The organism is Roseivirga sp. (genome assembly GCF_965216855.1).
In the GTDB taxonomy this organism is placed as follows: domain Bacteria; phylum Bacteroidota; class Bacteroidia; order Cytophagales; family Cyclobacteriaceae; genus Roseivirga.
Map to the genome: position 1 here is coordinate 4,465,742 of NZ_OZ244204.1, position 24,408 is coordinate 4,490,149.

Sequence of the window (24,408 nt, forward strand, 5' to 3'; positions counted from 1 at the left end):
GGCTGCTTACTTCTCCTTTTTCTTAAACATTTCTAACATGCGGTTGGTCACCACAAAGCCTCCCACTACATTGAGTGTTCCCAGCACTACAGCCAGAAAGCCCAAAATCAGGGCGAAGTAATTGGTAGGATCAGCCTCCAGCATAATAATAATAGAGCCAATGATGACGACCCCATGAATGGCGTTGGCGCCAGACATTAATGGGGTGTGAAGCACGGCAGGGACATTGGAAATGACTTCTATTCCTAAAAAAACAGAAACGATAATGAGGAAGATAAACTCCCGGTTATCGATGAACAGTTGTAAAAGTTGATCCATGGCTTAGGCTGTTTCGGTTTGAAAAAGAATGTTTTTTACGCGTTCACTCATTACCTCTCCGGCATGCGTCACGCAGGTATTGGCCAGTATATCGTCTTCCCAGTTCAGGTTGAGATCACCGTTTTCGTCAATCATGAGTTTAAGGAAGTTGACCATGTTTTTGCCATACATTTTACTGGCATCCAATGGCATGGTGGAGGCTAAATTAGAATCACCAATAATAGTGACGCCATGTTGCTGAACGTTCTTATCATTTTCAGTCAGCTCACAATTGCCTCCGGTAGATGCGGCAAGGTCTACAATTACCGAGCCCTGGGCCATGGCTTCCACTGTTTTTGCTGTGATGAGTACAGGTGCTTTCCTTCCGGGAATCTGTGCGGTACAGATAATGATATTCGCCTTGCTGGCATGCTCCTGTATCAAGGCCTGTTGCTTAGCTTTGTATTCGTCTGATTGCTCCACGGCATAACCACCGGCCGATTTATCATCGGTGGCACCTTCGACTTTCACGAACTTGGCTCCCAAACTCTTCACCTCTTCTTCAGCCGCTGTTCTCACATCGAAGGCTTCTACTACTGCCCCTAATCTGCGGGCTGTAGCAATAGCCTGAAGACCTGCTACACCGGCACCCAGTACCAGCACCTTGGAAGGAACAATGCTTCCTGCTGCGGTCATAAACATAGGGAAGAAGCGGGGAGAGTTGGATGCTGCCAGTAGTACAGCTTTGTAACCTGCCACAGTGGCCATGGAAGATAAGACGTCCATTGATTGTGCCCTGGTGGTTCGGGGTACATTATCCATGCTAAAGCTGGTAACTTGCTGAGACATCAGTTGCTCTACCAGGGCTTTATTGGAGAGAGGTTGAAAGACAGACATTAGTACCTGGGCCGGTTTTAATGTTTTCAGTTCATGGTCATCAGGAGGGTTAATGCCTAAAACAAGATCAGCGCGAAGAACATCTTCGCGCTGACCAATTTTAGCTCCTGCATCTTCATATAATGCATTGGGAGAAAATGCTTTAAGACCGGCTTCGGATTCAACAATAATTTCTGCTTTCAGAGCGATTAAGGCTTTTACACTTTCGGGCAAAAGTGCTACCCGATTTTCACCATCGGGTTCCTTTAAAAGGCCTATTGTCATAGTTCTACAGGTTGAAAAGTTCGTTTCTCAAATTAGAACTTTTTCGCTCTTATAAAAATGATCTGTGTTGGTACTTATGTCATTTTTCCGATTATGGTTTCTTTATTCACCTGCAGGTTCAAAACGAGTCACCTCATTTTCTATAGGTTCAACACTTTGTAAATAGGCGAAGATGGCCTTCAAATCTGTAGTGTCCATTCCGGCATACATGTTCCAGGGCATCAGCGTATTGAATTCGCCCATGGCAACAGGTTGCCTGCTGTTTTCATAGCCTTTGAAACGGGCGATGAACATATCTTCAGTCCAGGCACCCATACCGGTATTATGTGGCGTAATGTTGGGGGTTCTCAACAGACCACCCGGCATCGGAAATTCCCTTCCGCCACTGAACATTTTCTCTGGAATAATCTGTCCTTTTTCTACAGGCGTATGGCATTCTGCACAACCTGAAAAAGTGGCCATATACTTTCCGTAGGCAATGATGTCCGTTTGATCAGGCCGTTTTTGCGGATTAGCATTCTGAGGAATAGTTTTAAGGATTATACTGAAAGGAAAATCAGGTTCTGCATCCGGAATATCGCTTTCAATAGATGGAAGCGTTCTCAGGTAGGCTATGATCGCCTGAATGTCTTCAGGGTCCATTTGCCCATAATAAGGGTATGGCATAATAGGGAAGAGTGCATGGCCTTCTTTGGTCACTCCTGTGGTAATGACACGATACAGCTCACCATCAGTGTATCGGCTGATCCCGTAAGGTGTAATATTTTTGGCATAGAATACTCCGGGCATTCCCATACTCTGATCGAACTTGTCACCGCCTTTGCCCAGTGTACCGTCCATCGGAGGCCCGGAATAAAGAGAAAAATCACGGGTGGAATGACAGTCTATGCAGACGGCCACATGGTTGGCCAGGTATTCACCTCTCGCTACCAATTCAGGAGTTGAGTTAACGGTGAGTTCAATTGCAGGGTCTACCTTAGGGAAAGCATTGTTTACATAAATGATTGCTGCTGTGGCTACTATGGCAATAGCCAACACCGCAAAGCCGAGGACTTTAAGTACTTTTTTCATTGGGTTGAAGAATGTTAATCAATTGACTGTAAGTAAGTTAATGATTTAATTCTTAATGTGGTTCTTATCCGGTCAAAATTCATTTAAGGCAGCCTGCACAAAATGCCCGGCTTTTACCAAAGCGATGATTATTCTGAATGAGGAAGTAAATCTACCTGAAGGCCTTGTTTTGATAATGAGGAGAAAGCAAATGGAAATACGCACTGTGAATTGATCTGTGTTGTCATTTGTCTGATACCTGAATCACAATACCATACTTCTTCAGAACCCGATCACTTCAAGTACTGTTAGTCCTTCATAATCTTCTCAACATGCAACAGGTAGCAGTAAAGTCTAATAAAGATCAGGACTATTACAGTCCTTTGATTGATCGCCTAACATCAGCCACTCAGTTCACGGAAGAGCAGGTAGAATCAGTGCGGGAACATTTCCGTGTGAAAAGACTGGTCAAAAGGGAGATGTTGATTGCTCCCGGTACTGTTTCCAATCATCTATACTTTATTGCTTCGGGGTGTATGCGGGTTTTTTACCAGGATGCTGAGAAGGAAATCACTACACAGTTCGGCATTGAAGGGTGGTGTATCAATGATTTACAAAGCTTTCTTGAACAGAAACCAGCAAGACAGTTTATTCAGGCTGTTGAACCCACGGTGGTGTTGCAAATTCATAGAGATGCATTGCAAAGGCTGAATGATGCGGTACCTCCATTTGAACGATTTATGAGGCTTAAGTTTGAGAGCGCTCATCAGGTTTTGCAGGAACGTCATCTGGAGAGTATTCTGCTATCTGCTTCTGAGCGTTACGAGCTCTTCCGTAAGAAGTACCGAGAAATTGAACAACGCGTACCTCAGTATATGGTGGCCTCATATCTGGGAATTACCAAAGAATTCCTAAGCCACCTTAGGTCAAAGAACTGAGTGTTTTATTAAGCTAGCTTAACTTTTTGGACTTTTCGATAGGCCAGTTTCGCTTCATGAAATCAAAAAATGTAATCATGAAGAAAAACAGGTTTTGGCTAATGGCCATTTGCATTGGTTTTTGCGGGCTTTTACAAGCTCAGGAACGGGTGGGTAAAAGCCCCTGGGGTACTGAAGACGAGATTGGTACACTGAATATGATGACCACGGCTTCACAGCTTAAGGCTCTTCAATCGACTACTGGCACCCGGGTCTATGATTTGAGTGTGGAATACTTTATCGGAATGCCCTCCTTCAACTTTTTTGGCGATCCTGCTTATCAGTTTTGGTTAACCCATACACCACAGGGTACTGTTGTTGACAATCCAAATGGAGCGGGGAAAGCTATGAATCAAAAGGTAAGCTACACCTCTGATGCCTTTTCAATGTTGACCCATGCCGGAACACATATCGATGCATTGAGTCATTTTGGCCTTAATGGTGAGATATACAACGGGTATAAGGTCAATGAGCAATTGGGTGACAAAGGATGGCATAAAGGTGGAGCGGAGAAGATTCCACCCATTATCTCCAGGGCCGTGTTGATTGATGTAGCCGCTTTTAAAGGAAAAAGCACACTGGATCCGAACTACATGATAACAGTTGACGATTTGAAGGGAGCCCTGAGCAAACAGCAGGTAAGTATTAAAAAGGGAGATATTGTATTAATCAGAACAGGGCAGGGGGCTTATTTTCAAAATGCCTCTCAATATCTTAATCAGTTTCCCGGACTGAGCCTTGCGGCTGCGAAGTGGTTGGCAGAAGATCAACAGATTATGTTGCTGGGTGCCGATAATCTGGGTCTGGAAGCTTTCCCATCAGAGGAGCCTGGTAATTGGGTACCGGTACATACTTACTTGCTGGCTCAGCGAGGAGTGTCTTTTATAGAGAACTTAAATCTGGAAGAGCTGGCTGCAGATTCAGTTTATGAGTTTGCTTTTATAGCTACACCATTAAAACTGAAAGGTGCCAGTGGTGCTCCATTGAGACCTATTGCTATTCCTATCAGGTAATGTAGAAAGGTGGTTGATAATAATAGTCTCCAAATCTGGTATAGTCAGGTTTGGAGACTGTCATGTAGAAGTGATATTAAAGTCCTTGGTCAGACCAAATAGCCAACTCGTTTCCAGCAGGGTCTTTGAAATGAAAACGCCTGCCTCCGGGAAAGGAGAAAATATCCTTTACAACTTGTCCACCATTGGTTTTGACTGTTTCCAAAACAGTTTCCAGTTGACTATGGTAAAGGACAATGAGTGCCCCGTTAACCACAGGCTCTGCAGACTTTTCAAATCCGCCTTCTAAGCCACTGGCATTAAAAGCGACATAATTAGGGCCATAATCGGTGAATTCCCAGCCAAAAGCTTTGCTGTAAAATGTCTTAACGGCTTCCAGGTCATTAGCTTTGAATTCTACGTAGTTGATGAGGTTATCTTGCATATCGGTGAGTTTTGACTTTTGATGAGAAGTTACAATTATTCCTTTTAGGATGTAGCATTTCGGGCAGGGAGCAGGTCACAAAACCAGAAGCCGGATTTTTCTCCATTCCCACCAGGTGAATCATATTCTCGATATACCTTTTCTCCTACAGAGAATGAGATGGAGCTTTTGAATATAGGACCATCATAGCAGAAGGTGTGGAACTCTCCATTTTCACCACATGGATCAACAGTATCGGGAAGGCGTTCCAGCCATTCAGGAGTGATGTCACAACCCACGAAGGACTCATCTAACAGTGAACCATTGACGCAAATGACAATCGCTTTAAAGCCAAGCTTGAAGAATTCCTCCATCAATAGTTTGGTGTCCTCTTTCCAGAGTGGAAAGTGGGCGTTTATGCCTAGCGGAGCCAGTTTATCTTCACGGTATTGCCTTAGATCTTCCAGGAAGATATCGCCAAAAGCTGTATTCTGAAATCCACTTTCCAGCAGTGGATTCAGTACTTTGGTCATTTGCTCTTCATAAATCTCCATAGAGGGTTGCTCAGGCAGCTCCAGTGTTGACCACGGAATTCGCAACGCTTCCATCTGTTGTTCAAAGAGTTCTCTGCGCAAGCCATGCATACTGACCCGGTTATGATGGCTATTGATGGAAGTCAGGAGGTGTTCAACCGAAAAATCAGGATTGTTCTGTAATCTGTGCAAAGCCAGTGCAGAATCTTTTCCTGTACTCCAGTTGAAGAATAATGGGGTTTGCATGAATCAAACTTAAAGAGAGTTCATAAAAAAGGGCTGTCTCGAAAGCGCTCGAGTTCGTCATTCTGAATTTATTTCAGAATCCAAGTGAATGATCAATCAATCACTTAAAGACCCTGAAACAAGTTCAGGGTGACGTTCAGCTAGCTTTCGCGACAGCCTCTTTAAAATCTATTTGGCCTTATCGGCTTATTTATTTTGCTCCTTGATCAGGTTAAGTGCAGAACCTGCCTTGAACCAGCCAATTTGTGCTTCGTTGTAAGTGTGGTTAGCCACAATCACATCTTTGGAACCATCGGCATGAACAAACTCAATGTTCAATGGCTTGCCATCAGCAAACTGATCTAGATCAAGGAAATTGATGGTATCATCTTCCTGAACTTTATCATAGTCAGCCTCATTGGCAAAAGTAAGGGCCAACATACCCTGCTTTTTCAGGTTGGTTTCGTGAATTCTCGCAAATGACTTCACCAAAACAGCTTTAACACCTAAATGTCTCGGTTCCATGGCAGCATGCTCTCTTGAAGAACCTTCGCCATAGTTATGGTCACCCACAACGATTGTAGGAATACCTTCAGCCTTGTATTGACGCTGAGTGGCCGGTACAGGACCATATTCTCCGGTGAGTTGATTTTTCACCTTATTGGTTTCCTGATTGTAAGCATTCACAGCACCAATGAGACAGTTATCTGAGATATTGTCTAAGTGACCTCTGAACCTCAACCATGGACCTGCCATAGAGATATGGTCAGTGGTACACTTACCGAAAGCTTTAATCAAAAGCTTAGCGCCAGTGATGTTTTTACCATCCCAAGGTTCGAATGGAGTTAGCAGCTGAAGTCTCTTAGAGTCTGGCTTCACCACAACTTCCACATTGCTGCCATCAGCAGCAGGTGCCTGATATCCATTGTCTTCAACAGCAAAGCCTTTAGAAGGCAATTCTTCACCTACAGGTGGATCAAGCTTCACTTGCTCACCTTTTTCGTTGGTCAAAGTATCTGTAATTGGGTTGAAGCCCAGATCACCTGAGATAGCAATAGCTGCTACCATTTCAGGAGAAGTTACAAAGGCATGCGTATTTGGGTTACCATCAGCTCTTTTAGAGAAGTTTCTGTTGAAAGAGTGTACAATGGTGTTGACTCTGTTGTTGTCACCGGTTCTTTCCCACTGACCGATACAAGGTCCACAGGCATTGGTAAAGATAGTGGCATCCAGGTCTTCAAAAATCTGAAGTAAACCGTCTCTCTCTGCTGTATATCTTACTTGCTCTGAACCCGGGTTAATACCGAAGTCAGCTTTAGTTTTTAAGCCCTTGTCTACAGCTTGTTGTGCAATAGATGATGCTCTTGAAAGGTCTTCATAAGAAGAGTTGGTACATGAACCGATCAATCCCCACTCCACTTTAGTAGGCCATCCGTTTTTCTCGGCTTCAGCTCTCATTTGAGAAACCGGAGTGGCTCTGTCCGGAGTGAAAGGACCGTTTACGTGTGGCTCTAATGTGCTCAGGTCAATTTCAATCACCTGATCGAAATACTGCTCAGGATTGGCATATACTTCCGCATCACCAGTGAGGTGTTCTCTTACCTGATTAGCCATGTCAGCTACATCTGCTCTGTCAGTAGAACGCAGGTAACGTTCCATGGCATCGTCATAACCGAAAGTTGAAGTGGTAGCACCAATTTCAGCTCCCATGTTACAGATAGTACCTTTTCCTGTAGCTGAAAGGCTTTTAGCACCTTCTCCGAAGTATTCTACGATACAACCGGTTCCGCCTTTTACGGTCAGAATACCAGCTACCTTCAGGATAACATCTTTGGGGGCAGTCCAGCCATTCATTTTACCGGTCAGTTTTACACCGATCAGTTTCGGGAATTTAAGCTCCCAGGGCATGCCCGCCATTACGTCAACAGCATCAGCACCACCAACACCGATAGCTACCATACCTAAACCACCGGCATTTACTGTATGTGAATCGGTACCGATCATCATACCGCCAGGGAAGGCATAGTTTTCCAAAACTACCTGGTGAATAATACCAGCTCCGGGTTTCCAGAAGCCAATACCATATTTATTAGAAACTGATTCCAGGAAGTTGAAAACTTCACCGGAAGCAGTCAATGAATTTCTAAGATCCTGCTCAGCACCTTGTTTCGCAAGAATCAGGTGATCGCAGTGTACAGTTGAAGGAACGGCAGCAGTTGGTTTACCAGCCTGCATAAATTGTAATAGTGCCATTTGCGCTGTTGCATCCTGCATCGCTACGCGGTCAGGAGCAAAGTCTACATATGATTTGCCTCGCTCATAGGCAGTAGTGGCGTTTCCGTCCCAAAGGTGTGAATACAATATTTTTTCTGAAAGGGTGAGCGGTTTTCCCACAGATTTTCTAGCTGCTTCAATGCGAGAAGGCATTTTCTCGTAAACAGCCTTAATCATATCAATGTCAAAAGCCATGAAAAGTATTTTTTGTGATTATAGTTCTAATTAGATAACCATTTAGGGGCCGCTAAGTTATCAAAAATCGAAGAATTGAGTGTGCCGCAGAAGGAATAGTTGATAGGATTATTCCTCTAATCTCTTCACTTCATCTTCTATCAGACGAATCAGGTCGCGTAATGACCACTGAAGAGGCGTTTCAAAGTATATGACATCATCCAGTCTGCTGTATCTCAGGTAAACCAGGTCAATGAATTCCCGGTCATTGAGTAATACCCTTATAATTCTGTCAATCTGTTGATCAGATATACTGATCTGATCGACATCAGTCAAAGGCTCAATCAATGAAAGAACTTTCCTTTGTAGCAGGTAGGGCTCGATTTTCTCTTCAATCAGTCTTTCTTCAACGGCCTCCGTCACCGGTGCACGGGCAAGTCTCTGTTTGTAACTGATAATGGTTTTTCTGATAGTGTCTGATTGAATCAGTTTGAGGTTGCCTGATGAAACCAGGTCTTGATAAACTGCATCTGTAGGGGAGAAGAGGCGATTGACGGTCAGTTCTCTCACCGCACTTCTCAATGTATCGTCACCAACCTGTCGGTTTACAGCATCCAGCAACTCGCCAAAAAGTGCCCTTTGTTCCCGTCTGGCATCCTGATCCGCATTGAGTTCCGTTTGATTAGCTCTGGCTTCTGAAAGGAGTTCCTTCAGGTATTTAACTTCGAGTTGCCTTTCCTTCTTTTTCTGTCCGTATTCTTCCAGCGCAAAGGCCAGATAAATACCTATGACAATGATGATCAGCTCGAGGAATACTTTACCCAGGCCTCTTAACGAAATTCTTCTTGGTTCTCCTTCAAGTCTGTACTTGTTGCTCATCTGTCAGAATATCAATAGGTTGACTATAAAGATAAGCATTCCCATGAGCATGACTAATGCACTGTAGGGAAGTATGTCTTTAGCCTTCAATTGAGTGATTCCGAGAAGAGGTAAAGCCCAGAAGGGTTGAAGCATGTTGGTGAGCTGGTCTCCATAGCTCAAGGCCATAACAGTTTTGGGAATGGAAACGCCCAAAGTTTGGGCAGCTTCTGTAACAATAGGACCTTGTACGATCCATTGTCCACCACCGCTGGGTACAAAAATATTGACCAGTCCCGCACTGAAGAATGTGAAAATGGGTAGGGTGGTTTGGTTGGATATGGCTACAAAGGCATAGGATATTTCGGCACCCAGGCCCGAATACTTCATAATACCCATGATGCCCGCATAGAGCGGAAACTGAATAATAATTCCGGTTGCTCCGCCAATGGCTTTCTGAATAGCCTTTAGAAAATTATCTAAAGTGCCATGTAGCATAAGCCCCAGACCAAAGAGGAGGAAGTTAATGTAGTTGAGGTCTATAAAGCCCAAACCAGCCCCAGAAGGATTATTCCAGGCTTGTCGAATGGCTATGAAACAAATGATGAGTCCGAGGGTGATGGCGGGCCATTTGAGATGGTCTATTTTCTCTGCACCAATAACCTCTACTGGTTTAGACCGGCTTGAGGCTTTTGTTTTGATATCCAGAGCAGAAGGCTTACTGTATTTGCCTAGCAGGAAGAGGCCTGTAGGTATCAGTATTATCAGGCACAGGGAAGTGCTAAAGTTCATACCGGAGAGTAAAGTCTGGTCTATACCAACGATGCCTATCTGACTTTGCAGAAAATGATCTGCACCGGAAACAGTCAATGGAGCTGAGCCTGAAAAGCCTCCATGCCAGCACATCATACCCGCATAACCTGCAGCGCCAATGAGCGGGTAGTTCAAGGGCATATTGAGTGATTTGGCTCTTTCGGCTACCTTACGGGCAAAGATGGCTCCGAAGATGAGACACAGACCCCAGTTAAAGAAGCTCAGCAGTATGGTAAAGAGACTGACCATAAGTGCTGCCTGGGCTGTAGAGTTGCAGTAACGGGTCAAAAGTCCGATCAGCCGATTGAACAGAGGTGTGAGTGCCAGTGCGTGACCCAGGATGAGTATCAAAGCCATTTGCATAGTAAAGGCCAGGAGCTCCCAGAATCCGGTTTGCCAGTACTCCAGAATTTTCAGCGGATAGGCTGATACTGCATTTTCAGGCCTTTGCGTAAAAATAAGTGCCAGTATAAAGACCACAACGGTCAGCATAATAGCAATGGCAAAGGGGGAGGGGAAGAGGTGGTAAAAGAGCTGCCTGAATCTTTTGTTCATGCTTAAAGATGCGAATTCTTAGTGAATTCGAAGAACACTGGGTGAAGACTTTACCTGATCATAATTCACTCAAAAACTCCAGCGTATCAACACCATCAGCATAGTCCCATAACTCCGGGCATTGGGCTGTGCCGAATGGCAGGCTGCCTTCATACCAGGCATCTTTAGATACCAGGCACTGAATTTTATCTTGTTGTGCCGATATCTTCAGAGACAGTTCTGCTTCTGAGGAGTAGGTTTCATAGAATATGACTGAGATAGGAGAAACCAGCTCTTCACTTTCCCGCATCAGGAAAAAGCCTGAGTCTAAATGGGGCTCTTTATTGACCAGATAAATGGACTTATTATAGTCGTAATTGTTGCGGTATTTATGGTGCTCCAGTGTGGACTGGAATTTCTCCAGCGATCCGATGAATTGTGGAAGTTCAAATGTTTTCGGTATAAAGAGTTTGGCTACGTTTCGACAGCCCAGTCCAAAGTGGGTAAAGATGTCTTCTCCCAGGGCTTCAAAGTCTGAAGTACTCTCTTCACCATTCAGAATACCCACAGAGACTCTGTTTTGTCTGATAATATGAGGCTTTTGGCCAAAGTAACTTTTGAAATATCGAGCCGAGTTATCAGAGCCGGTGGCTATTACGGCATCCATGTCATTGAGTCTTTCTACTTCCTTGATCTGCGTTTTGAAATCAGGTGCAATAGTTATGAGTGCATGGAGCACTGTTTTCATCAGAATAGTGTCTTGCGAAGAATACTTAATGCAGGCTATATGGCCGCTAACCAATACAGCAAGAACATCATGCAGGCCAACCAGTGGAATGTTGCCGGCCAGTACTAATCCGATCTGTTTTCCATCATCTGAAAACTGATAGCCATTCAGCCACTGCTCAATCTTGTCCGCTTTGAGCGATTCGGCCCAGGCAGAAAAGGCTTTTTCTATACTTTCCTGAGTAAACCAATTGTTCTGATTGGCCGCGGTCAGGCAGAGTTCATTGAATTCCTGTGGATCTTGTTTTTCAAACCAAGTGCCCAGTGCAATAAGGGCCTCTATTCTTTGCTGCAGTTTCATTTCCATAATTCAGAGGCAAAAATACATGATATGATTGCGCCTAAGAACAATATCTGATTAGTTTTGCGCCAAATATTGAGAAATTCTGAAACTTAGTCAGCTTAATATTGTTGCACTAAGGATACCTAATAAAGACGAAGCACTATGGCGATAATGATTACAGACGAATGCATCAACTGCGGTGCATGCGAACCTGAATGTCCAAATACAGCTATATACGAAGGTGGAATGGAATGGACCTGGAGTGGTGGTACCGACCTGAAGGAAGTTGAGCTGGAAGACGGAACCGTAATTGATGGCAATGAGCCACAAGAACCAGTTTCAGACGAATTCTATTATATCGTTTCAGGAAAATGTACGGAGTGTACTGGTTTCCACGAAGAACCACAGTGTGCTGCTGTTTGTCCTGTTGATTGCTGTGTGGATGATCCTGATTATAGAGAAACAACAGAAGAACTGGAAGCTAAAAAAGAGTGGCTTCACGTGTGATTATATTGGATTTTAAATGATGAATGAAGGCCTCGGAAGAGGCTTTTTTATTTTAAAAAAAAATTTCAAGAACCTGGGCAACTAGCCATAAGAAGTTTTATTAATTTCCTAATACTTGTCAAGTATAGTTACCAACATATTCTCCAAATATCTTCATGTAATATTTTGACTTTTCTGCATCTAATTCCAAAGACTTTTCATATTTGATTGCCCAATCAAAATATTTTTTGACTTCCACCTCAAACTGTGCTTTGTCAAAATTATCTGGGAACCACTGAAAATACTTCCCGGAGAACGGTATTGATTGCTTTGGGGCAAAGGTTCTTGCAGATTCATGAATGAATACGCCAAATGGAGGAGCTAACTTCTCGATAGAGTAAGCTTGTATCATAGGAGTTCCCATCAAAATGGACGTCTTATAATTCAAATCATTTTCTAAAGAAGTGGATGCACTTTTAGGGACATCTCTTCCATGAATGACGGGGCCAAAGGATATTGAGCCCTTAGCCAAAAACCGATACTTACATAGTTCTGTTTTGGAATAGATTTCAAACAGACAAACGAAGATTTTTCTTATCACTCTTTTCAAGACTATTTGGCTTGGCGTGGTAATAAAAACACCATCCATTAAAGGGTAATACTTGGCATGAGCATCTTTGGAGCTTTGAATTGCTCCATGAAATTTGAAAATGAAATTTGCCGCTGTATTTACAGAGTCTGACATTATGTTTTTGGTACCCATAATGTCAACCCAAAGAACATATTCATTCTTAGGAGATGGTAGTTTTGATGCGTCAAAGTACATGTCTATTATTTTAGTCAATTAAGCCATCTTCTGTCTCTTTAACAAATAAGATTTGAGTACCTGATCAAACCCTTGATTAATATCCGCTTCAATCAGGTCAATTTTAAGCTTGGCACACTTTAGATAAAGTTCATGATAGTATGAATCCATCTGTTCACGGAATGACTTTTTGATGGTGGCTGGATTAAGCCTGACTCTTTCCTGTGTTTCCGAGTCGATAAATTCATAGGGTCGGTCTTCGAAGTCAAAATCCAGCTCTGTGTGGTGGTCAGTTACATGGAATAGGAGTACCTCATGTTTCTTATGTTTCAGGTGTTGCAGGGCAGACATCAGCTCTTCTTCATTCGCTTCATTGTCGAACATGTCGCTGAAGATGATGACCAGTGACCTGCGATGTATCTTTTGGGCCAACTGATTCAAGATGGAGGCCACATTGGTTCTTTTCTCACTCTTGGGTTTATCGAGTAACTCATTGAACTGGAGAAACAACTTGTGAACGTGGGAGGCTGAAGATTTAACCGGGGTTTCGATTTCCAATTGATCGCTGAAAGTATGCAGGCCGACTGCATCACGCTGTTTATGGAAAAGATAGGTGAGGGCAGCAGCAGCCATGACACTGAAACGCATTTTACCGAAGTTCACTTCAGGATAATACATGCTGGAAGACTGGTCAATGACCAGTTGGCATCTCAGGTTAGTTTCTTCCTCATAACGTTTGGTATAAAGCCTGTCAGTTTTGGCAAAGAGTTTCCAGTCGATATGTCGGGTACTCTCTCCATTATTATATAATCGGTGTTCGGCAAACTCAACTGAAAAACCATGATAGGGAGATTTGTGTAGACCGGTGATAAAGCCTTCAACCATTTGTTTGGCCAGTAACTCTATGTTGCCCAGTCCTTTAATGTCTTCCAATGTAAATTGCATATCTCTTAGTGCTAAGTAAAACAGGTCCGAAACACCTTTAAGACCCTGTTGAAACTACTTAAATTTAACTATTACGTTACGTATTTTATTTTTACGGTGTTTGCAATAGTGACTTTAATTAGTTTATATTTAGTCAGCTATTTTTCCAAAATCAACTAAAAACTAATAAGACTAAATTCTTTGAGAAGTGGAAGACAAGGACAGGAATGAGATTTTTTCGAAGCGGGTAAGGGCAGGAAAAAGAACATATTTTTTTGATATCAAAGCCACAAGATCCAACGACTATTATTTAACCATTACGGAAAGTAAGAGAAAGTTTAAGGACGATGGTTTTAGCTATGAGAAGCATAAGATTTTCCTTTATAAGGAAGATTTCAGCAAGTTTGTAGATGCCTTGAATGAGGCCGTAAGTCATGTGAAAGATGAACTTCTACCAGATGTGGACTTCACACAGTTCGATAAGGAGGAATATAGTATGAATTCAAACTCTGATCACGACAGCGATTTGAGCTGGGATTAATCAGAATTCACGATAAAGATACAAAAGGGGCTCAGGCCCCTTTTTTGATTTTAGACTGAGGCAGAAATGCATTTATTGCTATCTTTGCCGCCTGTTTTAAAAGAAGCAAATTCATTTACGATTATGGGTTTAAAATGTGGTATTGTTGGCTTACCAAATGTTGGAAAATCAACACTTTTCAATGCGATTTCCAGTGCCAAGGCTGAAGCTGCCAACTTTCCTTTCTGTACAATTGAACCAAACGTTGGTGTAGTTACAGTTCCAGATGAAAGATTGACCATTTTGGAAGAATTGGTGAATCCTCAAAAGGTATTACCCACAGTAATTGAATTTGTAGACATTGCCGGCCTGGTAAAAGGCGCCAGTAAAGGTGAAGGCCTGGGAAATAAATTCCTGGCCAATATTCGCGAAGTAGATGCTATCATACATGTGATTCGCTGCTTCAAAGATGATAACGTAGTACACGTGGCAGGTAATGTAGACCCTGTTTTCGATAAGGAAGTCATTGATACTGAGCTTCAACTGAAAGATCTTGAGTCTATAGAAAAGAAAATTCAACGACTGATTAAAGTAGCCAAGTCAGGCGATGCCAAAGCCAAGAAAGAACTGGCCGCTTTGGAAAGGTTCAAGTCTGAAATGGAGTCTGGCAAGAATGCCCGATCAATCGAAGCTGACGATGACGAATTGGCTGCTGTTAAAGAACTTTCTCTTTTGACACTGAAGCCGGTTATATATGCCGCTAATGTGGAGGAAGCATCTATTCACACAGGTAACGAGCATGTAGATGCTTTGAAAGCAGCAGTTGCCAATGAAAACTCAGAAGTATTGGTCATTTCAGCCTCCATCGAATCGCAAATTGCTGAGCTTGATGATCCGGAAGAAAAAGCCATGTTCCTGGAAGAGTATGGTTTGAAAGAATCAGGCCTCAACAAACTGATCAAAGCCTCTTATTCTATCCTGAATTTAATTACCTACTTCACAGCAGGTGAGAAAGAAGTAAGAGCCTGGACTATTAAAAAAGGATGGAAAGCTCCTCAGGCTGCTGGGGTAATTCACACCGACTTTGAAAAAGGATTTATTCGTGCAGAAGTCATTAAATTAGATGACTATCAACAATATAAAACAGAAGTAGCTGTAAAGGAAGCCGGTAAAATGGCTGTTGAGGGAAAAGAATATGTCGTGAAAGACGGAGATATTATGCATTTCCGCTTCAATGTATAAGCCGACTGTCAAATTCCCTTTAATTTTTTAGGCAGTACTGAACAATCTTTTTGAGCAAAGGGTTATGCCTTTGCTAACTGGGGTAAATACCCATCATAGATTGTGATTAAAAGGATAAGACAGTGAGAATTAGGGTAATTTTTAAGCTGCATAACAGAGGCGCTTACCTACCATTTCATCATCAGCATATTTTGGCTCAGTTCATTAAGGGCGTGTTGGTAAAGGGAGGGAATGAAGACTTCTTCAATTATGAATACTACAATTTCTCAGGCCTGAAAGGGCAAACCAAGATATCCAGAAGTGGATTGCATTTCTATTCAAACCTGGTAACTCTGGTTGTTTCATCAGCCAATCAGGAATTTATCGATTATTTACTGGAGCAAATTTTCGACTTTGAGAAAATCGATTTAGGAAACCTTCAGGTCAGTCCGCTATTTACTGAAATTGAAAAACCGGTGAAGTTGGAAGACGAAACCAAGTTCATCTGTATTTCTCCTTTGGTGCCGTTTAAAGCAAGGTTTAATGACGATCAGTCTAAGCGATTCCTTCAACCGGATACTGATGAGTTTTCAGACCTCTTGTATGAGTCCACCATTCAGAGGATGGAGAAAACAGGTCAATTCGATCATGCAGACTTCGAAAGATTCAAGAAATTTCAGGTGGTTCCAGACCAGGCTTACCTGAACAGAATGAAGGAGAATGATAAGAAATTTGCCCGCATTTACTCTCTCTTCGACAATGATGTAAAGTATGAAGTGAGAGGCTATACCCTGCCGTTTAAACTCTATGCTGAAAAAGAGGTACAAGAGTTTCTATTCCACTGTGGTATGGGCAATTATACCTACAAAGGTTTTGGAATGCTCGACATTGCCAATGCCGATCCAACTTCAAGAACAGAGAAATACCACTTTGTTAAAGAAGAGGTTACCGCCTAGAGTTGTAGGGTACCTGTCCGTAAGCTACAAGTAAATCACCCCGGGCGCCCATAGGCCTGAAATACACAAACACTTCATAGAGATTTTCTGTATCCCAGAAATTACCATCAATGGCATAGGGATCATTTCCTGAAAGCATGTAGGCGTAATTATACCAGCCTTGTTTGACCAGTATGTTAGTTTCGTAAAAACCGGTTGCCGGGTTGAATCGTAGTCTCGAATTTTCGTTTCGCTGCCATTGATTGAAAGAACCTATGACGTAGATCGACTGGTCAGTCTCGGGATAATCCAGTTTGAATTGTGTGTCAATATATTCTGCTGTAGTTTGCCCGGGCCTGCTTTCCAGGTCCCTGATGTAAAACTGTCCGTTGATATCGAGTGCTTGCAGGTAGTTCTGCCCCAAAGGCCTGTCGAGCCGGAGTTGAGCCCTAACTTCATTTCCGCCAATCAGAATGTCCTGAACATTCCTTCCGGTAAAGGTGACAATACCCAGGTCAAAACTTCGGAACTCATTCGTTCCCGGAAATTCATTGAGTTCATCCAGGTTTTGAAAGCGGATCATTTTACTGTTCTCATCAATAAAAGTGGGGGAAAGATTGTAATGGGTAAGGTCAGGTCGCTGGTTTTGTCTGACTACCGTAATGAACTGCTCTCTTGGATCAACCGCTTTCAGGTTGCTGTAATTGAGGGTTACTTCTACTCGCTGGTTACTTAACCGTTGGGCTTGGTCGGCTGACCTGACTATGCTGAGTCCGGCCGCTGCACTTTCTTCAAACACATAGAATCGCTGTGAGAGCACAATGTCTTCTTTGTTCCTGTCGCGGTAAACAACCGCCAGGTAATTGCCTGACATTTTAAATGCAGGTATCTCAAACTGATAGTTGACATACTGTCTCTTGGCCTCTGCGCTGAATTCAAATTGCTCTATTTCAAACTCATTGTAGGCATTCAGATACATATTGGGGCGCACAGAGGAGGGAGTCCAATCCGCATTACAATGAATAAAATATACATAGAAGTAATCTGCGTCTTCATTCAGCTCATCGAAAGAAAGGATCAGGCTTTTCTGACCTTTTCGGGTCACTGGTGGAGCAATTGCATTTTCAACAGAGCCACCTTTTATGTTGATTTGTACCGTTTTGATATCGGGCTCATAAACAGCATTATCATATTGCAGTTCTTTTTGTCCGAAAACGGTAAATGAAACAAGTGTCAATACAAGGCTTAGAATTTGCTGGGGCTTGAATTTCATGTGTTGGGAAACGAAGCGAAAATATTTTATTGCTTTACAACCAATTAATATACCAGAGTGTCTAAAAACAAGGAGACAGGATCTTCTTAAGGTTAATGATTCAAGATATAGAATTAATCCATAAGTGCATTAAAGGAGATGGCAAGGCCCAGCGTGAATTGTATGATCGCTATGCGGCTAAGCTGATGCCTATGGCTATGCGATATGCAAAATCGCAGGCCGATGCGGAGGATATTCTTCAGGATGCATTCATTAAGATATTCAATAGCCTTGAGTCGTTCAGACAGGAAGCACAATTCCTGACCTGGTTAAAGCGGATTGTTGTCAATACAGCGATCAACCACAACAGAAAGAAGCTGTATCAGCAGCCAATGCTCGATATAGAAAAGACACCGCTCTATGTAGAAAATGAATTGGTGATATCGCATTTACATTTCACCGAGATAATGGCAATGATGCAAAAGTTGCCAGTGGGTTGCAGAACAATCTTCAACCTGTTTGCCATTGAAGGCTATGGTCATAAAGAGATAGCCGAAATGATGGAAATCACTGAAGGTACTTCCAAATCGCAATATGCCAGGGCCAGAGCCTTGCTGAAAGTGATGGTGGAAGATGCCAGTAAAATAGTTAAATCAAATGCGTCAATGTAATGGGCAATTTTGAAAGTGAATTGAGAGATATGTTCGATGGGGCTGAATTTCAGCCATCGGAACAAGTGTGGGCAGGAGTGGAGTCTGCTTTGGCACAAAAGAAGAAGAAAGGCATCTTTATGATGTGGCAGACTTATGGTATTGCCGCAGCAGTTGTTTTCTTCATCACCGCAGGTATGCTTTATAAAAACGGGTACTTCCAAAGTACTCCGGGCCCTGTTGATAATAAGCCTAAATTAACGCAGACAGAAGGTAGCACTACTGACTCCACCAGTATACAGAAGCCTTCCAGTAATTCAGTATCCGGTCAGCAATTGGCAGGAACTACTGAAGGCCAGGAAGACGAGACAATTAACCTAAATGCTAATGAACCGGATGCTGTAGATCCGACTCAGTTAGCCAGAATAGATAATCAGGTATTGGTTACGGATCAATTGTTAACAGCTCAGGTAAATCAAACAGAGGTAACTGAATCAACACTGGCAGTGCCGGTTGAAACCAACTCACTGAGATTACAACTTGCTGTACCTAAGGCTTATCGACAGAGTATTGCCGCGACTCAGGCCCGATGGTTGAATAGCCTGGGAGTCGATTTATCTTCTTTGACAGCAGATGCTGAGCCGGCTGTTATGACTCCCGACTTTAAAGGAGAGCAGATGTTGAATGGCAGGCTGGGTAATAACAGCTTTAACATTGCTACTATGCCTGGTAATACTGAGTCGTTATCTACTCAGGCTGTTGATTCCAGGTTTAATGCATACTCCAGTATTAACAATGAGGAGGAGCAGGCTCTTGGCTCAGTGAGTGCAGGTATTGGCTTTGCTACTGAACTGAGTCGCAGGCTGCAATTGAATATGAGTTTAAGGTATACTGAATTAAGAGTAAGGTCATCTTCTAATGCCTATTCAGAAGTAAACGGAGTGTCATATCCAATTTATCTACCCTTAGGCTATGATCCAACCAATGTCAATTTCATTGGCAGGTATAATCTTACCAATACCATTCAGGGGCTTTCGGTACAGCCTACCTTGAGTTATAAAATGGCACAGTTTGGTAGGTTTGATGTATCGGTGATTGGTGGTGTAGGAGTGGATTACTTCTTTTCTTATCGGGTGAAAGGCGACCTTAACTTTCTTTCAGTTCGAAAGGCCAACCTTAATGATTCAGATTTCATCAAGAATTTTAACCTGAGTGGTATTACCGGGTTGGGAGTGAATTACAGAATCAATCCTTCTTTGGGGTTATCGGCCGATATCAATTACCGATACTTTGTACCGACCAGTAGTAGTGATACGCAGAGAAGAGCTTCTGTATTGGGATTTGGTCTGTCAGTGAATTATTTCCTGAAGAGAGATTAAGCTGAAAGTTACTCCGCTTCCAGGGTTTCTACTTCCAGATAAATATTCTCCCAGCTTTCCTGAGTCTCTTCCAGTTTTTCTTTGAGCTCATTATGCTCCTGCGTTTTGCTGGCTAAAGTTTCTGGATTACCATATACTTCAGGTTCAGCCATTTCCTTCTCCAGTTGAGCTATTTTGGCCTCAACCTTTTCAATGTTGGTCTCAATCTCTGACAGGTTCTGACGTAGTTTTTTCAGTTCCTGCTCCTGTTGGTTATTTCTGACCTTCTTGCCGGTTGATTTTGGTTTCTCTGCCTTAGGTTCCGGAGCAGTGGCTTTGGCCATTTCCTTCTCCCTTTTGGCTTGCCAATACTCATACTCATCATAAGTACCCGGATATACCTTAATCTCATTATCTTCTATATACCAGATTTTATTGGCGATCTGAGATACAAAGTGTCTGTCGTGAGAAACGATAACAAAAGTGCCCTCATACTGCTGTAAAGCCTGAATCAGTATGTTCACAGATAAAAAGTCGAGGTGGTTGGTCGGCTCATCCATCATCAGGAAGTTGGCTTCCGATAACAGGGTTTTAGCCAGGGCAACTCTCGATTTTTCACCTCCTGAGAGCACCTTGATTTTCTTAAATACTTCTTCATTCTGGAAGAGGAAACATCCCAGAATACCTCTCAGGTCTCTCTCCGTTTTTCCGGATCCGGCCTGCTGAAGCTCTTGCAGAATCTCGTTTTCGACATTCAATGCTTCCAGTTGGTGCTGGGCATAAAATGCTGTGAGTACATTATGACCTTCTTTACGGTCACCTTCAATTTTTTCAGTTCCTGCAATGATTCTTAGTAGGGTAGACTTTCCCTTACCATTGGCTCCGATGAGTGCAATTTTATCTCCTCGCTCTACCTGAGCGGTAGTATTCTTCAGAATTTGAAGGTCGCCATAGCTCTTAGAAATGTCATTAAGCTCAATGATGAACCTGCCGGACTTCTGCTTAAAGCCGAACTGGAAATTCATGGCGATGTTATCATCGATCACATCTTCAATCAAGTCCATTCTTTCCAGTGCCTTCACTCTGGACTGTACCTGTCTTGCCTTTGTAGATTTAGCTCTGAAGCGTTCTATGAAGCGTTCGGTCTGTCTGATCTGCGCCTGCTGATTTTCATAGGCATTCTTCTGGATTTCTTCCCTCATGCTTTTCTCTTCCAGATAAAAAGAGTAGTTGCCTGAGTATTGGGTCAGCTTGAAACCCGATACTTCAACGGTTGAAGTAATGACATTATCCAGGAAGTAACGGTCGTGAGAAACCACAATGATGGCCCCTTCATAATTCCTTAAATAGTTCTCAATCCACTTAATGGAAGGTAAGTCGAGGTGGTTAGTAGGCTCATCGAGCATGAGTAAGGCCGGCTTTTGTAGCAGGAGTTTAGCCAGCATCACCCTCATTCTCCAACCTCCGGAGAACTCTCTCAGTGGCCTTTTCAGGTCCTCGGTTCTAAAGCCGATTCCCTCCAGTATGGCTTCAGCCTCTGATTGCATGGTATATCCACCCAAAGCTTCGAATTGCTCTTGTGCCTTAGACAACTTGTCAACCAGTCCGTCATTATAGTCAACCTCCATTTGGTGAAGGAGCTTGTCAATCCTGTGTTGAAGGGCATTGGCCTCTTCAAAAGCTTCCATGGCGATAGACAAAATGCTGTCGTCAGACTGATAGGAGAGTAGGTCCTGATTCAGGAAACCAATGCTACAGTCTTTGCTCATGGAAATTTCACCAGATGTCGGCTGATAATCACCAATAATCAACTTGAGTAGTGTAGATTTACCTCGTCCGTTCAATCCAATCAGGCCAATACGGTCATTGGGTTTAATGTGGAGGCTGGCTTCATCAAATAAAGGCCTGTCACCGATATAATAAGAGAGGTTGTTAATGGCAATCATGTCGCAAAAATAGCTTCCGTAGAGACAAAACAAACATTCACCTCTGATAAAATAGTTATTATGTGTATGGACACAATTTGATAGATTTGAATTATGAAAAGATCAACCTTAAACAGTGCAGTCTACGCGGTAATTATTATCTGTTCAGTAGGCTTCTTTAGCTGCAACAGTCAGGCACAGGATAAGTCAATGGATGAGTACAACGCGCGATTGGAGAAAATCAATTTGCCAGAAGGCTTCGAGATATCCTACTATGCTACTAATGTGATTGATGCCAGGTCTTTGGCCAGAACCGAAGACGGTAAGACAGTTTTCGTAAGCAATAGAAGAAGACGCAATGTTTACGCGTTGACTGATACGAATGGTGACATGGTGGCTGATAAGGTGGATACGATCCTGACCGGATGGAACTCTCCAAATGGTCTGGCCTATAAAGATGGTGACCTCTATGTAGCCGAAATCAACAGGATTCATCGATTCCCCAATATTATGGCGAACCTGGCCGACCCTAAGTCAGAAGTGATTTATGACGAATACCCAACTGATGGTCATCATGGCTGGAAATTCATTGCCTTTGGTCCTGATGGTAAACTGTATGTGCCGGTAGGTGCTCCTTGTAATGTATGCGATAAGGAAGATGAAAACCCTGTTTATGCTTCTATTACCAGAATGAACCCTGATGGTTCTGACATGGAGATTTATGCAAAGGGTGTGAGAAATTCTGTTGGCTTCACCTGGAATCCAAAAACAGGTAATATGTGGTTTACTGATAATGGAAGAGATAGGCTTGGTGATGATAAACCTGCTTGTGAGCTGAATTTTGCTCCAGAAGCTGGTATGCACTTTGGTTTTCCTTACTGGCACCAGGGAGATATACCAGACAAAGAGTTTGGCAATAAGTATCCAAGAGAAAAATTCACTGAACCAGCTTATAAGTTTGAGCCTCATAGTGCTCCGCTTGGGCTCAGGTTTTATCAAGGAGATATGTTTCCTGAAAAATATAACGGGAATATACTAGTGGCACAACACGGTTCTTGGGATCGAACTCCAGAAGCTGGACATAGTGGTTATCAATTGCGTTTTGTTCAAATCGAAAATGACAAAGTAGTAAAGAGTGAAATCTTTGCTGATGGTTGGTTGGATAAAGAAAAGAATCAGGGTTGGGGTAAGCCGGTGGATATAATGGAAATGCCTGACGGTTCTATTTTGGTTTCAGACGATGTTAATCACTGTATTTACCGGATTAGTTTTAGGGGTAGTTAAGTGAATGTACTTCCTAGGCTTAAGTAAGAGCTGTGTTTTGTATATTCAATTATGAAAAATAATCACATATTAAAAACTACACTAATACTAGGTATTGGTCTAGCGTTAAACTTACAGGCAATGAGTTCTGATATGATCACTCCTTTAAGTGTTGCAACTTCCGAAGACCTTTTTATTGATCACATTAGGGATATCGCAAGTGAACTAAGTTGTGAAGAAAAAGAGGAATCTATAGAAAATTATCTTTCAGCCTTATCAATGGCGGCTGATAGAGAATTGTCGATGACTGAAACTTTTGAGGTAAGAAATTTTGGCGAAAGCTTCCTTAATGGAGGTTTCTCTAATCAAACTGAACTTGTAGAAAGTTATTTCAATTTAATTAATCTATTGTCACTTGAGAGTGTTATGTCTCAGACTTGTAGTGGAGAATGGATTGGTGCACCAGGATTCTTATCACTTTGTGATCAACAGGAGGAAATAGAAGGGTTGCCTGGTGCCTGTAGTTATCAGTGTGTTGATCCTTACACGGCTCAGGATTGTACTCTGTATTTTTTATGCACACCCGAATAGGGGTTTTGAGAAGGACTATACAATAAAAGGTGTAGTCCTTTCTATTATCATGCTGCAAGTACAAAAGCTATTTAAGAAGTACCCGGGTGAACACTACGGAGCAGTAGTAGACATGTCTTTTGAACTGTCTGACTGCGAAGTACTGGCCATTGTAGGTAGGAGTGGTTCGGGAAAAAGTACCTTGCTTAGAATGTTAGCTGGTTTAATGAAACCTGATTCCGGTTCCATCCTGTTCCGTGGTGAGCCACTCAAGGATCCTGAGGAGCAGTTGATTGCTGGTCATGACAAGATCAAAATGGTCTTTCAGGATTTTCAGGTGAAACCCAACATGACTGTAGCTGAGAACATCAGGTATAAATTACTTCACTTCAATAAAGAATATCAGGAAGAACGCTGCGATGAACTTCTCAATCTATGTGGACTTCGGGAGTTCGCCTCTAAAAAGCCCAGAGAATTATCTGGTGGACAGCAGCAAAGGCTGTCATTAGCCAGAGCACTGGCAGATGATCCTGAGCTCCTTTTAATGGATGAGCCTTTCAGCAATCTGGACCCTATCATTAAAGAAGACCTGCTCATTGAACTGACAGATATTGTCAGGAAGGAGGGGATTTCTCTGGTTTTAGTTAGTCATGATGTACGCGATGCTCTGTTAATTGCTGACAGGATTGCCTATGTAGATCAAGGTACATTGTTGCAAATCGATACACCCAGTGAGATTTACAACCACCCTGAAACTCTTGATATTGCTCAGTTTTTTGGGCGTGTAAATACCGTAAAAGACTTATCTGGCAAGGTCCATTATATACGGGCAGAGCATTTAAGCCTTAAGGAGCAAGAGCATGCTTTTGAGGTCTATGTGGAGTCGTGCACATTTATGGGAAATTATTATTTATGCAGAGGAAGGACAGAGACTGAAGGTCAGGTCGTTTTTCATACTTCTGACCAAATCTCCATAGAGCAGTCAGTAGAATTAGGTTTTTTAAAGTGTTATGAACTACATTTTACTGAGGATTAACAACAACTGTTGGTTTTTTAATATATTAGCACTGTGTTGCATGCAGCACTCCCTCAACTTCCATCAACTCCAGGACTAACCT

The 24,408-nt window shown here is 42.6% G+C and carries 24 protein-coding genes; 11 read left to right on the plus strand and 13 right to left on the minus strand.

What is annotated here, in order from left to right; genetic code table 11:
* Positions 1–6: 6 nt before the first annotated feature.
* The 3 genes from ACOOEY_RS19720 to ACOOEY_RS19730 all read right to left on the minus strand — a co-directional run bounded on the left by ACOOEY_RS19720 (position 7) and on the right by ACOOEY_RS19730 (position 2,529).
* Positions 7–318 carry an NAD(P) transhydrogenase subunit alpha gene (locus tag ACOOEY_RS19720; RefSeq protein WP_420386446.1) on the minus strand — a complete coding sequence of 104 codons (312 nt, stop codon included), beginning with the start codon at positions 316–318 and terminating at the stop codon, positions 7–9.
* 3 nt (positions 319–321) lie between these two features.
* Positions 322–1,458: a Re/Si-specific NAD(P)(+) transhydrogenase subunit alpha gene (locus ACOOEY_RS19725; RefSeq protein WP_420386447.1), complete on the minus strand. Its 1,137-nt coding sequence runs from the start codon at positions 1,456–1,458 to the stop codon at positions 322–324.
* Positions 1,459–1,560: 102 nt separating this feature from the next.
* Positions 1,561–2,529: a c-type cytochrome gene (locus ACOOEY_RS19730; RefSeq protein ID WP_420386448.1), complete on the minus strand. Its 969-nt coding sequence runs from the start codon at positions 2,527–2,529 to the stop codon at positions 1,561–1,563.
* Positions 2,530–2,840: 311 nt separating this feature from the next.
* Here ACOOEY_RS19730 and ACOOEY_RS19735 point away from each other — a divergent pair, with 311 nt between their 5' ends.
* Positions 2,841–3,446, plus strand: a complete 606-nt coding sequence (locus ACOOEY_RS19735) for a Crp/Fnr family transcriptional regulator (RefSeq protein WP_420386449.1) — start codon at positions 2,841–2,843, stop codon at positions 3,444–3,446.
* A gap of 77 nt (positions 3,447–3,523) precedes the next feature.
* On the plus strand, positions 3,524–4,498 hold the full coding sequence (locus tag ACOOEY_RS19740) for a cyclase family protein (protein WP_420386450.1): 975 nt from the start codon (positions 3,524–3,526) through the stop codon (positions 4,496–4,498).
* Positions 4,499–4,574: 76 nt separating this feature from the next.
* Here the strand turns inward: ACOOEY_RS19740 and ACOOEY_RS19745 are convergent, their stop codons facing one another.
* The 6 genes from ACOOEY_RS19745 to ACOOEY_RS19770 all read right to left on the minus strand — a co-directional run bounded on the left by ACOOEY_RS19745 (position 4,575) and on the right by ACOOEY_RS19770 (position 11,399).
* Positions 4,575–4,922 (minus strand): VOC family protein, encoded by a 348-nt coding sequence (locus ACOOEY_RS19745; protein WP_420386451.1) that lies wholly within the window; start codon positions 4,920–4,922, stop codon positions 4,575–4,577.
* Positions 4,923–4,966: 44 nt separating this feature from the next.
* Positions 4,967–5,680 carry an ATP-binding protein gene (locus ACOOEY_RS19750; protein ID WP_420386452.1) on the minus strand — a complete coding sequence of 238 codons (714 nt, stop codon included), beginning with the start codon at positions 5,678–5,680 and terminating at the stop codon, positions 4,967–4,969.
* Positions 5,681–5,866: 186 nt separating this feature from the next.
* Complete coding sequence (locus tag ACOOEY_RS19755) at positions 5,867–8,128, minus strand: aconitate hydratase (protein WP_420386453.1); 2,262 nt, start codon at positions 8,126–8,128, stop codon at positions 5,867–5,869.
* Between the two features lie 108 nt (positions 8,129–8,236).
* A complete protein-coding gene (locus ACOOEY_RS19760; RefSeq protein WP_420386454.1) occupies positions 8,237–8,986 on the minus strand; it encodes a hypothetical protein in 750 nt (249 codons plus the stop codon).
* Between the two features lie 3 nt (positions 8,987–8,989).
* Complete coding sequence (locus ACOOEY_RS19765; RefSeq protein ID WP_420386455.1) at positions 8,990–10,333, minus strand: short-chain fatty acid transporter; 1,344 nt, start codon at positions 10,331–10,333, stop codon at positions 8,990–8,992.
* Positions 10,334–10,391: 58 nt separating this feature from the next.
* On the minus strand, positions 10,392–11,399 hold the full coding sequence (locus tag ACOOEY_RS19770) for an acyl-CoA reductase (protein ID WP_420386456.1): 1,008 nt from the start codon (positions 11,397–11,399) through the stop codon (positions 10,392–10,394).
* Between the two features lie 144 nt (positions 11,400–11,543).
* Here ACOOEY_RS19770 and ACOOEY_RS19775 point away from each other — a divergent pair, with 144 nt between their 5' ends.
* Positions 11,544–11,888: a 4Fe-4S binding protein gene (locus ACOOEY_RS19775; RefSeq protein WP_420386457.1), complete on the plus strand. Its 345-nt coding sequence runs from the start codon at positions 11,544–11,546 to the stop codon at positions 11,886–11,888.
* 118 nt (positions 11,889–12,006) lie between these two features.
* Here the strand turns inward: ACOOEY_RS19775 and ACOOEY_RS19780 are convergent, their stop codons facing one another.
* Both ACOOEY_RS19780 and ACOOEY_RS19785 read right to left on the minus strand, forming a co-directional pair.
* The gene (locus ACOOEY_RS19780) at positions 12,007–12,693 is read right to left on the minus strand and encodes a hypothetical protein (protein WP_420386458.1); all 687 of its coding nucleotides are present in this window, start codon (positions 12,691–12,693) and stop codon (positions 12,007–12,009) included.
* 18 nt (positions 12,694–12,711) lie between these two features.
* Positions 12,712–13,617, minus strand: a complete 906-nt coding sequence (locus tag ACOOEY_RS19785; protein ID WP_420386459.1) for a DUF58 domain-containing protein — start codon at positions 13,615–13,617, stop codon at positions 12,712–12,714.
* Between the two features lie 187 nt (positions 13,618–13,804).
* On the opposite strand from ACOOEY_RS19785, the gene ACOOEY_RS19790 reads away from it, so the two are divergent.
* The 3 genes from ACOOEY_RS19790 (at position 13,805) to cas6 (ending at position 16,293) form a co-directional block, all read left to right on the plus strand.
* Entirely contained in the window at positions 13,805–14,137 is a 333-nt protein-coding gene (locus tag ACOOEY_RS19790) for a DUF3276 family protein (protein WP_420386460.1), read from the plus strand.
* Positions 14,138–14,260: 123 nt separating this feature from the next.
* On the plus strand, positions 14,261–15,358 hold the full coding sequence (gene ychF / locus ACOOEY_RS19795; RefSeq protein WP_420386461.1) for a redox-regulated ATPase YchF: 1,098 nt from the start codon (positions 14,261–14,263) through the stop codon (positions 15,356–15,358).
* A gap of 122 nt (positions 15,359–15,480) precedes the next feature.
* A complete protein-coding gene (gene cas6, locus ACOOEY_RS19800; RefSeq protein ID WP_420386462.1) occupies positions 15,481–16,293 on the plus strand; it encodes a CRISPR-associated endoribonuclease Cas6 in 813 nt (270 codons plus the stop codon).
* Here the strand turns inward: cas6 and ACOOEY_RS19805 are convergent.
* Positions 16,283–17,545 (minus strand): type IX secretion system plug protein domain-containing protein, encoded by a 1,263-nt coding sequence (locus ACOOEY_RS19805; protein WP_420386463.1) that lies wholly within the window; start codon positions 17,543–17,545, stop codon positions 16,283–16,285. The genes cas6 and ACOOEY_RS19805 overlap by 11 nt on opposite strands.
* A gap of 95 nt (positions 17,546–17,640) precedes the next feature.
* Here ACOOEY_RS19805 and ACOOEY_RS19810 point away from each other — a divergent pair, with 95 nt between their 5' ends.
* Positions 17,641–18,195, plus strand: coding sequence for an RNA polymerase sigma factor (locus ACOOEY_RS19810; RefSeq protein ID WP_420386464.1), 555 nt, complete (start codon positions 17,641–17,643; stop codon positions 18,193–18,195).
* A complete protein-coding gene (locus tag ACOOEY_RS19815; protein WP_420386465.1) occupies positions 18,195–19,553 on the plus strand; it encodes a hypothetical protein in 1,359 nt (452 codons plus the stop codon). Before ACOOEY_RS19810 ends, ACOOEY_RS19815 begins: the two co-directional genes overlap by 1 nt.
* Positions 19,554–19,561: 8 nt before the next feature.
* On the opposite strand, the gene ACOOEY_RS19820 is transcribed toward ACOOEY_RS19815, so the two are convergent.
* A complete protein-coding gene (locus ACOOEY_RS19820; protein ID WP_420386466.1) occupies positions 19,562–21,478 on the minus strand; it encodes an ABC-F family ATP-binding cassette domain-containing protein in 1,917 nt (638 codons plus the stop codon).
* 93 nt (positions 21,479–21,571) lie between these two features.
* Here ACOOEY_RS19820 and ACOOEY_RS19825 point away from each other — a divergent pair, with 93 nt between their 5' ends.
* From ACOOEY_RS19825 to ACOOEY_RS19835, 3 genes are read left to right on the plus strand one after another with little or no spacing between them, the layout of a single operon-like run.
* A complete protein-coding gene (locus ACOOEY_RS19825; RefSeq protein WP_420386467.1) occupies positions 21,572–22,741 on the plus strand; it encodes a PQQ-dependent sugar dehydrogenase in 1,170 nt (389 codons plus the stop codon).
* A gap of 51 nt (positions 22,742–22,792) precedes the next feature.
* Complete coding sequence (locus ACOOEY_RS19830; RefSeq protein ID WP_420386468.1) at positions 22,793–23,311, plus strand: hypothetical protein; 519 nt, start codon at positions 22,793–22,795, stop codon at positions 23,309–23,311.
* Between the two features lie 49 nt (positions 23,312–23,360).
* A complete protein-coding gene (locus ACOOEY_RS19835; protein ID WP_420386469.1) occupies positions 23,361–24,326 on the plus strand; it encodes an ABC transporter ATP-binding protein in 966 nt (321 codons plus the stop codon).
* Positions 24,327–24,408 lie beyond the last annotated feature (82 nt).